The organism is Mesorhizobium sp. B2-8-5, from assembly GCF_006440675.2.
Taxonomy (GTDB): Bacteria; Pseudomonadota; Alphaproteobacteria; order Rhizobiales; family Rhizobiaceae; genus Mesorhizobium.
Genome location: NZ_CP083951.1, coordinates 866,869 through 879,544, shown reverse-complemented (window position 1 = coordinate 879,544; position 12,676 = coordinate 866,869). Strand labels below are relative to the sequence as shown.

The following is a 12,676-nucleotide window of genomic DNA, read 5'->3' as shown; positions in this document are numbered from 1 at the left end:
CGCTTCCGTGAACGGTGAAACGCGCTAGTTCCCCGACACAGGGATTTTGAAAGGTTGCCGTTTGTCTTGGTGCAGGATTTTCCGTTCATTTCCGTGAATCAGCGCAAACGCTGGAGATTGGTTGAAGCCACCCCAACCTCGTCATTCTATGGTCTTCGCGACGGAGCTTCGCTCCTGCTCCGCCCTAGAATGACGATCGCGAAGGGCGTTTCGGCCAATCTCCAACGCATGCCACCTGGCAACGCAAACAGAGCCGACCGGTCAAAATCCCTGTGCAGTGCCACTAGTTCCCCGGCCGTGGGCGCGGCAACGGGATGCCGATCTTGGGCGTCGGCGCGAAGGCGCTTGCCGCCGACGAAACCGAGGCGTTGCCGCTGGAGATCATCTCCGCCGGCTCGGTCGGCTGCGGCTCGGCCACGGCGACCGCTGCGCCGACGCCATGATAGGTCACCGCCTCCAGCGAAGGCGCGTCCGGCGCATTGACCACGTCCTGGCATTGCTTCGGCAGATTGGCCATCGTCATCACGTCGCGCGCCTTGGGCGCGTCCGGGTTTTTGTTCGGCCGCCACGGCTCCTCGGTGAACCACTAGGCCAGCGCCTTGCCGCAGCCATCGTCCTCCAGCGTCGTCTCCTGCGCCTTGCAGAAAGGCGAGCCCGGCTGGCAGCCGATGCGCATGTGAAAATGATAGTCATGGCCCCAGAATGGCCGGATCTTGCGCAGCCAGGAGCGGTCGCCGGTGACGGTGTCGCAGAGCTTCTTCTTGATGCCGGCATTGACCAGGATGCGCTCGACCTCCGGATAGCTCGCCGCGCGCTTCAAAAGCCGCGTATGCGCCGGGGTCCACAGCGCGTCCTTCACCAGATGCGTCTTGTCGTCGACCATCAGCGTCGCGCTCATCGATTCGCGCTGCGCCATGGTCAGCGGCCGCCTTGGCATCGGCGTCAGCCATATGTCGGCATCGAGACCGATCTGGTGCGAGGCATGGCCGGTCATCATCGGTCCGCCGCGCGGTTGCGAGACGTCGCCGACCAGAAGCCCCGGCCAGCCATCGGCTACCGCGTCGCGCGAAAGCTTCTCGATCAGCGCGATCATCACCGGATGGCCCCAGCGGCGGTTGCGCGACGGGCGCATCACTTCCCAGGTCGGCCCGTCCATCGGCAGCGCCACGCCGCCGGTGAAGCAGCCCTTGGAGTAGAAGCCGAAGGATTGCGCGGGTGCCACGGCCGGCAGTTTCCGGGCGCCGAACAGGTCATTCGCGCGGGGTTCGGCTGAAATGGCGACAGCCGCCAGCGCGGCCAGGGCCACCAGCGCCAGCGCCGCGGTCAGGAACGGCTTGCGGTCAGGCAGCGATCGCAAATTCATCAGGCTGGGGTCCCTCTCCAGTCTATCGATTTGCCGCCCGGTCAGGCGAACCCGATCAGGAACGAATCGTACCACGTCGTGCGTCCCGCATCGATCATGCGGCTCTGAATCAAAGAAGGATGATGTCGTCCGAAAACCGCTTCACACTTTTCGGCATCATCCTCAAAATCAGGATGACGTTCGTCGAATCGTCATCCTGATCTAACTCTTGTTGGAGCATGATCTTTTGCGAAAACCGGTTCCCACTTTTCGGGATCATGCTCTGATCGGGCTGCGCGGCGCTCCGTCCCGCCAGTTGCCCTCGGCCCACATCCGCTCCAGCGCCACCCGATAGTTCGGAAACCGGAAGCGATAGCCAGCCGCCTTGATCGCCTGATTCGCGACGCGCTTGTTCTCGCCATAGAAAGACCGCGCCATGGGCGAAAGTTGGGCGGTCTCGAAGGGAATTTCCGGCGGCGGCGTGACGCCCATCAGCCTGGCGGCATAGGCGACGACATCCTGCGGCGGCGCCGGCTCGTCATCGGTGACGTTGAAGATGCCGCCGAGATTGTTTTCAGCCAGAAGCCAAAGCGCGCCGGCGATGTCGTCGCAATGGATGCGGTTGAACACCTGGTCCGGCTTGACCAGCCGCCGCGCCGTGCCGTCCTCGAGATTGGCCAGCGCGTTGCGGCCCGGTCCGTAGATGCCGGAAAGCCGCAGGATCGCCACCGGTTTGCCGATCTCCCGGCCAAGCCTCAGCCATTCCTGTTCGGCCGCCACCCGCATCACCGAACGCTTCGACACCGGCCGGCAGTCGCTGGTCTCGTCCACCCAGGCGCCGCCATGGTCGCCATAGACGCCGACGGTCGAGAGATAGCCGATCCATTCGAGCGCCGGCATCTTTGCCCGGATCGTCTCGCCGGTGGCGTTGAGCACCGGGTCGCCGGCGTCGTCGGGGCCGACCGAGACGATGAGATGCGTGGTCTGTGCAAGCGCATCGCTGAGCTCGGGCGACAGCGCGCCGTCGAACCGCAGCGGCTCGATGCCGGCCGACCGCAGCGCCTCGAACTTTTTCGGCGCCCGGGTCGTGCCAAAGACCGGCGCGCGGTACGCGTTGGCCAGTGCGAAAGCCTTGGCCGAATAGCCGGCGCCGAAGATGAAGAAGCGTCTTTCGCTCATCGATGAACCCCCTTCAATCGGCCTTCGCCGGATACGCCGGCGCCGCCAGCCATTCCTCGCGCACCGTCGCATCCGTTTCGGTCTTCGAGGCCGTGGCGGCGAGGTCGCCAAATTCGCGATCGGACAGCAATCGCGACAGGGCCCAGATTGCCGCACCCCGCACCAGCGGCGAGGCGTCGTCGAGCAGGCGGCGCGCAATGGGCGTTAGCGATGCATCGCCCGAATTGCCGGCGGCGGTCAGCACGTTGCGGATGAAACGGTCGCGGCCGATGCGCTTGACCGGCGAGCCCGAGAAGAATGACCGGAAGCCCGCGTCGTCGAGAAGCAACAGTTCCGACAGCTTCGGCTCGCGCAGATCGGCGCGCGCGGCAAGCTTGGCCTCCGAAGCGGCGCTGGCGAATTTGTTCCACGGACAGGCGGCCAGGCAGTCGTCGCAGCCATAGATGCGGTTGCCGATCTTGTCGCGGAATTCGCGCGGGATCGGCCCCTTGTTCTCGATGGTCAGGTAGGAGATGCAGCGCCGCGCATCGAGCCGGTAAGGCGCCGGGAACGCGTCGGTCGGGCAGGCGTCGAGGCAGGCGCGGCAGGAGCCGCAATGGTCGATCTCGGCCTGGTCCGGTTCAAGCTCTGCGGTGGTGAAGATGGTGCCGAGGAACAGCCACGAGCCATGCGCGCGGCTGACCAGATTGGTGTGCTTGCCCTGCCAGCCGAGCCCGGCGGCTTCCGCCAGCGGTTTTTCCATGACAGGCGCGGTATCGACGAACACTTTTACGTCGCCGCCGGCGCGCGCGACGATCTTGCCGGCGATCTCCTTCAGCCGGCCCTTCATCACGTCGTGATAGTCCCGGTTTTGCGCATAGACCGAGATCGCGCCGCGGTCGGTCTTCGCGAGGAGATCGCGCGGATCGCGGTCCGGACCGTAATTCATCGCCAGCACGATGATCGAGCGGACCTCCGGCCACAGCGTCGAGGGTTCGGCCCGCCGCTGAACCGTCTCGGCGATCCACTCCATCGAGCCGTGGAAACCGTCGGATACGAATTCGGCGAGTCTCGCCGGCGCCAGCGGGATCGCGTCCGGCCGGGTCACGGCGACCGCCTCGAAGCCGGCGCGGCGCGCCTCGGCGTCGATCAGCGCGCGCAGGCTCTCAGAAATCGAGGTCCGCATAATGCGACACCGGCGACAGGCCGCGCACCCGGTCGGAAAGCAGCGGCCGGAACGACGGCCGCGATTTCACCCGCGTGTACCATTCGCGCGCGGCGGCATGCTCGCGCCAGTCGATCTCACCGAGATAATCGAGCACCGAAAGCGTCGCCGCCGCCGCGAGGTCGGCATAGGTCACCTTGTTGCCGGCCAGCCAATGGCGCGTGCCGGCCAGCCAGTTGGTGTATTTCATGTGCTGGCGGATGTTGGCGCGCGCGGCGCGGATCGCCGCCGAGTCCGGCGAGCCGCCGCCGGCGGTCTCCGGCATGACCGGCTTCAGCACCCGCTCGCGCACCAGATGCCGCGTCACTTCGCTTTCGGCCTTGCTCAGATACCAATCGGTCAGCCGGCGGATCTCGGCGCGCTGCATCGGGTCCTCGGCGAACAGCCGCTTGTCGCGCTTCAAGACGCCTCGCGTCTCGTCGAGATATTCGGCGATCACCATGGCGCCGACGATCGGCACGTCGCCTTCGGCAAGCAGGATCGGCAGCGTGCCGGCCGGGTTCAGCGCCAAAAACTCCTTGCGCCGCGTCCACGGCTTTTCCTCGATCAGCGCCAGTTCCTCGCCATACTCGCCGAAGGCGAGGCGCGCGAAGCGGCAGGTGGCGAACATGGGATGATGGAAAAGCGTCAGCATGGTTCCGCGATGAAAAGGCGCACTGGCAATTGGCCGACCGCGCCGGTAAGTCTTGGCCGCCCGATTCCTGGGGCTGTCATGGGTGTTGCGACCTATAGGGACACTTCCGCCCCATGACAAGCAAGCCCTTCCCTTGGAGCATGATGTCGTCCGAAAACCGCTTCACACTTTTAGGCGTCGTGCTCTAGCCGTCATCCGAGATCAGAGGTTGCCATGGAAAGCCAGACCATCGTCGAAGCGCTGCTGCTCGGGCTTTTGGAGGGCCTGACCGAGTTCATTCCGGTGTCGTCGACCGGCCACATCCTGCTTGCCGGCCATTTCCTCGGCTTCCATTCCACCGGCAAGGCCTTCGAGATCCTGATCCAGCTCGGCGCGATCCTGGCGATCCTCAGCGTCTATTTCAGCAAGCTCTGGCAGATGCTGATCAAGCTGCCCACCGATCCGCAGACCCGGCATTTCGTCATCGGCATCCTGATCGCCTTCCTGCCGGCGGCGGTCATCGGCGCGCTGGCGCATGATTTCATCAAGACCATATTGTTCGAATCGCCGCAGCTGATCTGCATCATGCTGATCATCGGCGGCGTCGTGCTGCTCGTCGTCGACCGCATCAACTTCAAGCCGGTCCATCACGACGTCGAGCTCTTTCCGACCAGCCTTTATCTGAAGATCGGCCTGTTCCAGTGCCTGTCGCTGATCCCCGGCACCTCGCGCTCCGGCTCGACCATCGTCGGCGCGCTGCTGATGGGCGTCGACAAGCGGGCGGCGGCCGAATTCTCCTTCTTCCTCGCCATGCCCACCATGGTCGGCGCCTTCGCCTTCGACCTTTTCAAGAACCGCAACGTGCTGACCTCGGCCGACCTGCCGATCATCGCCGTCGGCTTCGTCGCCGCCTTCGTCACCGCTTTGTTCGTGGTGCGCTTCCTGCTCGATTATGTCTCGCGCAACGGCTATTCGCTGTTCGGTTGGTGGCGGCTTGTGGTCGGTATCGTCGGGCTGGTGGCGTTGATGGCCTGGGGGTGATTACACTAAGGCGGCGCACCAAACGCCTTCGTCATCCACGGGCGGAGCAAGGAGCGAAGCGACGCGCGCAGACCCGAGGACCGTGACGCGGACCGTAGAACGCGGCGGTCGCGAATAGCTTTCGTTAGACGCGACGCTCTTTGATCCAGATTCTGCACGGTGGCAGCGCGTCTAGGTCACGGCATGGATCCTAGGGTTTCCGCGACGTCGCTTCGCGACTGCTCCACCCTAGGATGACGAACGAAGGGGATCAACTCCGCCCATAGAACGCGTTCTGGACATGCACCGGCCAGCGCCAGGGCAGCACCGCCACCATGTCGAAACGCATCGAAAGTTTTCCGTAATCCGGTTGGCGCGACAGCCAAAGATCGGCAGCGCCCTCGATCCGCCGCTCCGATTCATGGCCGATCGCTTCCATCGCCTCGATCAGCGTGCGGCGCGCCTTGACCTCGACGAACAGCACGAGGTCGCCGCGCCTGGCGATCAGGTCGATCTCGCCGAGCCTGGTGCGGTGGCGGCGGGCAAGGATGCGGTAGCCTTTCAGCATCAGCGCCAGCGCCGCCAGCCATTCGCCGCGATGGCCGCGCCGATAGGCTTTTCGGCGATGACCGGCCGTGCGCTCAGGCATCTCTTTGTTTGACCATGATCTTTTCCAAAAACCGGGTTCCACTTTTTGGGATCATGGTCTGTCCCTCAGCTCCAGCAGCCGCCGGTAGAGCGCCTGCTTCTGCCCGCCGGTCATTTTCGCCGCTTCGGCCGCGGCCTTCGAGGCCGGCATTTCGGCGGCAAGCGAGAGCAGGAGTCGGTCGATGTCGGCCGGCTGGTCCACCGCCGCCTCCGGCGGGCCGACGCAGACGACGATCTCGCCCTTCGGCGTGTCGGCCGCGGCATAATGGTCGGCCAGCTCGGCCAGCGTGCCGGTGCGCATCTCCTCGAACGTCTTGGTCAGCTCGCGGCCGATGGCGGCTTTGCGTTCGCCGCCGAGCGCCTCGACCATGGCGCCAAGCGTCTCCGCCAGCCGGCGCGGCGATTCGAAGAAGATCAGCGTCGCCGGCACCGCCTTGAACGTTTCGAGCTTGGTCAGCCGTTGCCCGGTCTTCACCGGCAGGAAACCGGCGAACAGGAAGGCATCGGACGGCAGGCCGGAAGCGGTCAGGGCCGCGAGCGCCGCCGAAGGCCCGGGGATCGGCACCACACGAATACCTTGTTCCAGCGCTTCGCCGACCAGCCGGTAGCCCGGATCGGAGACCAGCGGCGTGCCGGCGTCCGAGATCAGCGCCACGCTCTGCCCGGCCGCCAGCGCCTCGATCAGCTTCGGCCCGGCCTCGCCCGCATTGTGCTCGTGATAGGCGGTGGTGCGGCGGCGGATACCGTAGCGCTCGAGCAGCACGCGCGAGACGCGCGTGTCCTCGCAGGCGACGATATCGGCGGCGGCCAGCGTCTCCAGCGCGCGCAATGTGATGTCGGCCAGGTTGCCGATCGGCGTCGCCACCAGATAAAGCGCCGGCTGAAGCGGCCGCGCCGCGACCTCGCTTTGCCCGATCAGATAGCTCCGTTTGTCGCCGGTCACCGAATGCCCCTCATTCCGAGTAATTCCAGGAAAAGTGCGTCGCGGTTTTCCGTCCGGAATTGCGTAAGAACCAAGTCTGTTTCGCATGGCTGACGCCCCGTTGCAAAACGTGAGGTCGAGGCAACGAAATCGCCTTGCCTTTGCCACAGTGCGGAACGAAACCCACATCGGCGAATTTAACCCCTGATTCCCCGGGAGGAGGCAGGACCGAACGATGCCCAATCGCTTCGATATTTTTATCAGCCGACTTGAAAGCAAGACCGCCCGCGAGGGCATCCCTCCACACCCCATCGCCGCCGAGTCCGGCGCGCGCCGCGACAAGGCCGACCAGAAGCCTGTCCGTCACGGCGAGGCGCATGGCGAGAAGCACCGCGGCAAGCACCGCCAGAAGCACGACGCTTGAACTAACTGGCAACCTTTGCGACCTCGCGCCTCGTCATTCCAGGGCGGAGCAAGGAGCGAAGCGACGCGTGCAGGCCCTGGACTCCATGCCGTTACATCGACGTTCTGCCAGCGGTGCAGAATTCTGCACCGCTGTGCCCTTCGCACCGGTCACGGCATGGATTCTCAGGTCAAGCCCGAGAACGACGAACGCGCGGGAAGCGCCACATCTTCAGAGGTACCTGCTGACCCTCTCTTCCAGCCGCCGCACCAGTTCCGGATCCATGAACGCGTAGTTGTCCGGGATATCGAGGCAGATCACCCTGGCGCCTCTAAGGCTTGACCGGAATTTCTTCTGCAGCTTGGCGCGGTGCGCCTTCTCCATCACGAAGATGATGTCGGCCCAGGCGACCATCTCATGCGTCAGCGGGTTGTCGGCGTCGTGATTGGTGCCGGCCGATTCGACCTCGATGTCGCGGCGTTTGGAAAACACCTGCTCGGCGGTGGGGCTACGCAGGCGGTTCTGGCTGCAGACGAAGAGGACGCTCTTCAAGACCTGCCACTCTTGATTCGCCGCAGTTATTCATCCCACATATCTCGGATCGTCTTGGTCAGAGGTATGTACTGATCGAGAGTGAGTCCGTTTAGGTCGAATTCTATCGAATCGTCTTTTGCGACCGCCCTCAAATTTATCCCAACATAGGTCATGAAGTTGCGCACAACATCAAACTCGCTCAAGCCCGATGTTTTATGCTTTTTCGATTTTTGGTTCCTTGCGAACACGATCACTGCTTCATAGAGATCGGGATACTCACGGGACTTCGAAATCTCGGTCAATCCAAACTCAAAAACGTCATCCGTGTTTAAAGTTCGCAGCGTCTCATGGATCAGGAACTTCATTGCACGTCCCATTGGATGCGTGGCATTCGGCTAGGCAATCCGAATATCTAGCATCATCGTACAGACTGACAAATCCGTTGGCCGCTGCTCTACCGCGCCAGATCCGCCACCACCGCATCCAGCACGATCATGCCGGCGGTCGTGGCACGCAGGCGAGCGTTGCCGACCGGCGCCACCAGTCCCTCCTCCTGCAGCACCGAGAGCCGCGCGCTCGAAAGACCGCGCCCGGCGAGCGCCTCGTAGCGCTGCAGGTCGATGCCTTCGGCGAGCCTTAGGCCCATCAGCAGGAACTCGTCCGCCTCTTCGGAACGCGTCAAAATCTCGCCGCCGGTGACGCCGTGCCCTCTGGCCTCGACCAGATTGGCCCAGGTCTCCGGCATTCTTTCCGCTATCGTCACCGTGCGGCGGCCGTTCTCGACGAAGCGGCCATGCGCGCCCGGCCCGACGCCGACATATTCGCCGTAGCGCCAATAGGTCAGGTTGTGCCGGCTCTCGGCGCCGGGTTGGGCGTGGTTGGAAATCTCGTAGGCCGGCAGGCCATGCGCCGCCGTCACCTCCTGCGTCAGCGCGTAGAGGTCGGCGGCATGGTCGTTGTCGGGCAGCGTGAATTTCCGCGCCGCGTAAAGCGCGTGGAAGGGCGTGCCCTCCTCGATGGTGAGCTGATAGAGCGAAAGATGATCGACGGCATAGCCGATCGCCTGCTCCAGCTCCGCCTCCCACGCCTCCGGCGTCTGGCCGGGCCGCGCGTAGATCAGGTCGAAGGACAGACGCGGAAAGATCTCGCGCGCCAAGCCGATGGCGTGCAGCGCCTCCTCGACATTGTGCAGCCGGCCGAGGAAGCGCAGATCCTTGTCGTTCAGCGCCTGCACGCCGAGCGAGACGCGGTTGACGCCGGCGGCGCGGTAGCCGCGGAAACGCTCGGCCTCGACCGAGGACGGGTTGGCCTCCAGTGTCACCTCGATGCCGGCTGGCATCGTCCAGTTCTTCGCCACCGCCTCCAGGACTGCGCCCACCGTTTCCGGCTTCATCAGCGACGGCGTGCCGCCGCCGAGGAAGATGCTGGTCACCTCGCGCGGCCCGGTGCGGTCGCGCATGGTCGCAAGCTCCGTCTCGAAGGCGCGGGCAAAACGCTCCTGGTCGACCGGCTGGTGGCGGACATGGCTGTTGAAGTCGCAATAAGGGCACTTGGCCGCGCAGAACGGCCAGTGGATGTAAACGCCGAAGCCGGGGCTCCGGTCGAGCGGTATGGTGACCGCGCTCATGCCGATCCTGGTCGCGCCAGATCCAGACGTGCCAAATCCAGGCGCGCTTGCGCGAATTTCTGGAAGGCGCGGGCGCGGTGCGACAGCGCCGTGGCCTGGCCGGGCTTCCAGCCATGCTTTTCTTCCGCGCTCATCTCGCCGAAAGTCTTGTCGAAACCGTTGGGCAGGAACACCGGATCGTAGCCGAAGCCGAGCGTGCCGCGCGGCGGCCACACGAGCGTGCCTTCCGCTTCGCCGCGATAATATTCGGCTTCGCCGTCCGGAAATGCCAGGCAGATGACGGCGACGAAGCGGCCGGTGCGCTGGACGGGCTCGGTCGCGCGGGCTTCCTGCAGTGCCGTTTCCGTCTTTTGCATGGCCATGCCGAAATCCCTGCTGCCATCGGGCTTCTCGGCCCAGTTGGCGGTGTAGACCCCCGGCGCGCCGTCGAGCGCGTCGACGCAGAGGCCTGAATCGTCCGACAGCGCCGGCAGGCCGGTGGCCTTGGCGGCTGCGTATGCCTTGATATAGGCGTTCTCCTCGAAGGTGGTGCCGGTCTCGTCGGGCTCGGGCAGGCCGTATTCCTTGGCCGATTTCGCCTCGAAGCCGAACGGCGCCATCAGGTCGGCGAATTCGCGCAGCTTGCCTTCATTATGGCTGGCGACGACGATCTTCTGTCCATTCAGGGAATGCATCAAAGACCCCAGATCCTTGGCTCGGCGAACTCGATCGAATTGCCCGACGGGTCGCGGATATAGATCGAATGCCCGCCCTGCGGCCACTCGAAATCGCTTTCGATGGCGATGTTCCTGGCCGCGAGATGCTTGCGCCATGCGGCGATCTCATCGGCGGTCGCGGCGAAGCAGAGGTGCCCTTCGCCGGCCGTGCCGTGCGGCGGCACCTTCAGCCTGGCGTCGGGCGCCGGCGGGATCTTCGTCGCCTCCGCGTTGAAGAGAAGCAATACGCCGTTGCCGCAGCGGAAAAAGACGTGGCGGCCTTCGATCTTGCCCAAGGCTTCGAGGCCGATGATGTCGCGGTAGAAGGCTTCGGCGGCATTGAGATCCGTCACATAGAGCGCCGATTCCAAAATTGCCGAGGGAGTCACGAGGCACCCCCCTCTGGCCTGCCGGCCATCTCCCCCGCAAGGGGGGAGATCAGCAGCTTCGGCGCCGCCGCAAACCTTTCAGCGTTGGAGATTGGCGAAGGCCGAGACAACACCTGATCTCCCCCCCTGCGGGCAGGGGAATCGCATATGGCGTTTTTTGGGTTGAGTTTAGGCTGAGAAAGGATTCTTTGGAGAGGCAGTTGAGCGAAGGAGCGACTGCCATTTCCTGCCTTGAGAGCTACTTTGGCGCGGTGCCTGATCCCCGCGCGCCCAACGCCACGCACCGGCTTGGCGACCTGATCGTGATGATGATCGCGGCAAGCCTGTGCGGTGCCAGTAATGCGACGGAATTTGCCTTGTTCGCACAGGAGCGCAAGCAAGCGCTGTCGCGGCTGATCGACTATGACGCAGCTCCCAGCCACGACACTTTCTCGCGGCTGCTGCGCCTGCTCGACCCGGAGGCCTTCGGTCGCGCTTTTGCCGCCTTTGCCGCCGCTTTCGCCCGAGCCAGCCGAGAGACGCCCGAGGTGGTATCGCTTGACGGCAAGGCTTTGCGGCGGGCCTACGAGAAGGGCTTGGCAGCCAGTCCGCCGTTGACGGTGTCGGCCTTCGCAGCCGAGACCCGGCTGTGCCTGGCGGCAGTCTCGCCGAGTGATGGTGAGAACGAAGTCGAGGCCGCGCTCAAAGTCGTCGAACTCATTGATCTTACGGGCAGATTGGTCACCGCCGACGCGCTCCACTGTCATACCCAATGGCTGCGGCCATTACCCAAAGAGGTGGCGATTACCTGCTTGCGCTGAAGGGCAACCGGCGTCATTGGCTGCGCCGTGCCAACTTGAAACTGGCCGACGCGACCCCTTCCATTGCCGAGCGGACCGAGACCAGCCACGGCCGCAACGAATGGCGGCAAGCCGAGATCGTGGCGGCGGCCGAGCCGCTGATGCCTGGTCACCTGGCCTTCATCCGCATCACCAGCCGACGCGATCAGGCCAAGCCGTTGATGCGCCTGTTCATGGCCTCCACGCTCATGTCGCCTCAGCAGGCGCTCGACCTCACTAGAGCTCATTGGCAGATCGAGAACGGCCTGCATTGGATGCTCGATGTCCATCTTGATGAGGATCTCAGCCGGGCCCGCAAGGACAATGCTCCCGCCAACACAGCCCTTCTCAATCGCCTCGCTAGAAACATCCTTCAGGCCGCCGATGCTGCCAAAGTCCCCATCAGCCATCGCATCAAGAAATGCGCCTGGAACGACGACTATCTCATCAATGCAATCACTCATATGCGATAGCCCTGCCCCTGCGGGGGAGATGGCCGGCAGGCCAGAGGGGGGTGTGAAGGATCGCCGACCTCATCTCATTCAACGTCAGGCCACCGCCATCTGCTGCAAGCTCACCAACCGCTGGATCCCCTTCTTCGCCAGCCCCATCAGCGCCGCGAACTGCTCCTCGGAAAACGGCTCGCCTTCCGCCGTACCCTGGATCTCGACGATGCCGCCCTTGCCCGTCATGACGAAATTGGCGTCGGTGCCGGCCGAGGAATCCTCGAGGTAATCGAGATCGATGACCGGCTGGCCGTCATGGATGCCGCAGGAAATCGCCGCGACATGGTCCTTCAGCACCTTGGAGACGCTCACCATCTGGCGCGCTTCCATCCAGCGCAGGCAATCGTAGAGCGCCACCCAGCCGCCGGTGATCGAGGCGGTGCGGGTGCCGCCATCGGCCTGGATGACGTCGCAATCGACGGTGATCTGCTGCTCGCCCAGCGCCTGCAGGTCGACCACGGCGCGCAAGCTCCGGCCGATCAGCCGCTGGATCTCCAGCGTGCGGCCGCCCTGCTTGCCGGCGGAGGCCTCGCGCCGCATGCGCTCGCCGGTCGAGCGCGGCAGCATGCCGTATTCGGCCGTCACCCAGCCCTTGCCGGAATTGCGCATCCAGGACGGCACTTTTTCCTCCAGGCTTGCCGTGCACAAGACATGCGTGTCGCCGAACTTCACCAGGCAAGAGCCTTCGGCATGCTTGGAGACGCCACGCTCGAAGGAGATGGCGCGCATTTCGTCGGCTTGGCGTTTGGAGGGGCGCATTCGGCCTTCTTTCTTGT

General features: G+C 64.4%; 13 protein-coding genes and 2 pseudogenes. 3 read left to right on the top strand and 12 right to left on the bottom strand.

From position 1 onward, the window contains the following. Positions 1–283: 283 nt before the first annotated feature. From mepA to FJ430_RS04155, 4 genes and pseudogenes are all read right to left on the bottom strand, one after another. Positions 284–1,363: pseudogene (mepA, locus tag FJ430_RS04170) on the bottom strand (penicillin-insensitive murein endopeptidase). A gap of 255 nt (positions 1,364–1,618) precedes the next feature. After that, positions 1,619–2,521 carry an SDR family oxidoreductase gene (locus FJ430_RS04165; protein ID WP_140711211.1) on the bottom strand — a complete coding sequence of 301 codons (903 nt, stop codon included), beginning with the start codon at positions 2,519–2,521 and terminating at the stop codon, positions 1,619–1,621. Between the two features lie 13 nt (positions 2,522–2,534). After that, complete coding sequence (queG, locus tag FJ430_RS04160) at positions 2,535–3,686, bottom strand: tRNA epoxyqueuosine(34) reductase QueG (protein ID WP_140711212.1); 1,152 nt, start codon at positions 3,684–3,686, stop codon at positions 2,535–2,537. Next, positions 3,667–4,359, bottom strand: a complete 693-nt coding sequence (locus tag FJ430_RS04155) for a glutathione S-transferase family protein (RefSeq protein ID WP_140645947.1) — start codon at positions 4,357–4,359, stop codon at positions 3,667–3,669. Before FJ430_RS04155 ends, queG begins: the two co-directional genes overlap by 20 nt. A gap of 213 nt (positions 4,360–4,572) precedes the next feature. On the opposite strand from FJ430_RS04155, the gene FJ430_RS04150 reads away from it, so the two are divergent. Further along, complete coding sequence (locus tag FJ430_RS04150; RefSeq protein WP_140711213.1) at positions 4,573–5,379, top strand: undecaprenyl-diphosphate phosphatase; 807 nt, start codon at positions 4,573–4,575, stop codon at positions 5,377–5,379. A gap of 250 nt (positions 5,380–5,629) precedes the next feature. Here the strand turns inward: FJ430_RS04150 and FJ430_RS04145 are convergent, their stop codons facing one another. Beyond that, positions 5,630–6,007 carry a YraN family protein gene (locus tag FJ430_RS04145; RefSeq protein ID WP_140711214.1) on the bottom strand — a complete coding sequence of 126 codons (378 nt, stop codon included), beginning with the start codon at positions 6,005–6,007 and terminating at the stop codon, positions 5,630–5,632. A 51-nt stretch (positions 6,008–6,058) separates the two neighbouring features. Beyond that, positions 6,059–6,949: a 16S rRNA (cytidine(1402)-2'-O)-methyltransferase gene (gene rsmI / locus FJ430_RS04140; protein ID WP_181175617.1), complete on the bottom strand. Its 891-nt coding sequence runs from the start codon at positions 6,947–6,949 to the stop codon at positions 6,059–6,061. A 214-nt stretch (positions 6,950–7,163) separates the two neighbouring features. Between rsmI and FJ430_RS04135 the strand changes: the two genes are divergently transcribed. Then, complete coding sequence (locus tag FJ430_RS04135; protein WP_095767932.1) at positions 7,164–7,352, top strand: hypothetical protein; 189 nt, start codon at positions 7,164–7,166, stop codon at positions 7,350–7,352. Positions 7,353–7,562: 210 nt separating this feature from the next. On the opposite strand, the gene FJ430_RS04130 is transcribed toward FJ430_RS04135, so the two are convergent. From FJ430_RS04130 to FJ430_RS04110, 5 genes are all read right to left on the bottom strand, one after another. Beyond that, complete coding sequence (locus FJ430_RS04130; protein ID WP_140711215.1) at positions 7,563–7,883, bottom strand: low molecular weight protein tyrosine phosphatase family protein; 321 nt, start codon at positions 7,881–7,883, stop codon at positions 7,563–7,565. Positions 7,884–7,909: 26 nt separating this feature from the next. Further along, positions 7,910–8,230: a hypothetical protein gene (locus FJ430_RS04125; RefSeq protein WP_140711216.1), complete on the bottom strand. Its 321-nt coding sequence runs from the start codon at positions 8,228–8,230 to the stop codon at positions 7,910–7,912. A gap of 89 nt (positions 8,231–8,319) precedes the next feature. Continuing rightward, positions 8,320–9,492: a radical SAM family heme chaperone HemW gene (hemW, locus tag FJ430_RS04120; protein ID WP_140711217.1), complete on the bottom strand. Its 1,173-nt coding sequence runs from the start codon at positions 9,490–9,492 to the stop codon at positions 8,320–8,322. Next, complete coding sequence (rdgB, locus tag FJ430_RS04115; RefSeq protein WP_140711218.1) at positions 9,489–10,166, bottom strand: RdgB/HAM1 family non-canonical purine NTP pyrophosphatase; 678 nt, start codon at positions 10,164–10,166, stop codon at positions 9,489–9,491. Before rdgB ends, hemW begins: the two co-directional genes overlap by 4 nt. Then, a complete protein-coding gene (locus FJ430_RS04110; RefSeq protein ID WP_140711219.1) occupies positions 10,166–10,576 on the bottom strand; it encodes a VOC family protein in 411 nt (136 codons plus the stop codon). Before FJ430_RS04110 ends, rdgB begins: the two co-directional genes overlap by 1 nt. 251 nt (positions 10,577–10,827) lie before the next feature. Here FJ430_RS04110 and FJ430_RS31735 point away from each other — a divergent pair. Next, positions 10,828–11,867 (top strand): annotated as a pseudogene (locus FJ430_RS31735) (ISAs1 family transposase). Positions 11,868–11,942: 75 nt separating this feature from the next. Here the strand turns inward: FJ430_RS31735 and rph are convergent. Further along, on the bottom strand, positions 11,943–12,659 hold the full coding sequence (gene rph / locus FJ430_RS04100; protein WP_140645939.1) for a ribonuclease PH: 717 nt from the start codon (positions 12,657–12,659) through the stop codon (positions 11,943–11,945). Positions 12,660–12,676 lie beyond the last annotated feature (17 nt).

Bases quoted from the DNA above. Each gene is read 5' to 3' on its own strand.
- FJ430_RS04165 (WP_140711211.1), bottom strand. From the start codon at position 2,521: ATGAGCGAAAGACGCTTCTTCATCTTCGGCGCCGGCTATTCGGCCAAG.
- queG (WP_140711212.1), bottom strand. From the start codon at position 3,686: ATGCGGACCTCGATTTCTGAGAGCCTGCGCGCGCTGATCGACGCCGAG.
- FJ430_RS04155 (WP_140645947.1), bottom strand. From the start codon at position 4,359: ATGCTGACGCTTTTCCATCATCCCATGTTCGCCACCTGCCGCTTCGCG.
- FJ430_RS04150 (WP_140711213.1), top strand. From the start codon at position 4,573: ATGGAAAGCCAGACCATCGTCGAAGCGCTGCTGCTCGGGCTTTTGGAG.
- FJ430_RS04145 (WP_140711214.1), bottom strand. From the start codon at position 6,007: ATGCCTGAGCGCACGGCCGGTCATCGCCGAAAAGCCTATCGGCGCGGC.
- FJ430_RS04135 (WP_095767932.1), top strand. From the start codon at position 7,164: ATGCCCAATCGCTTCGATATTTTTATCAGCCGACTTGAAAGCAAGACC.
- FJ430_RS04125 (WP_140711216.1), bottom strand. From the start codon at position 8,230: ATGAAGTTCCTGATCCATGAGACGCTGCGAACTTTAAACACGGATGAC.
- hemW (WP_140711217.1), bottom strand. From the start codon at position 9,492: ATGAGCGCGGTCACCATACCGCTCGACCGGAGCCCCGGCTTCGGCGTT.
- rdgB (WP_140711218.1), bottom strand. From the start codon at position 10,166: ATGCATTCCCTGAATGGACAGAAGATCGTCGTCGCCAGCCATAATGAA.
- rph (WP_140645939.1), bottom strand. From the start codon at position 12,659: ATGCGCCCCTCCAAACGCCAAGCCGACGAAATGCGCGCCATCTCCTTC.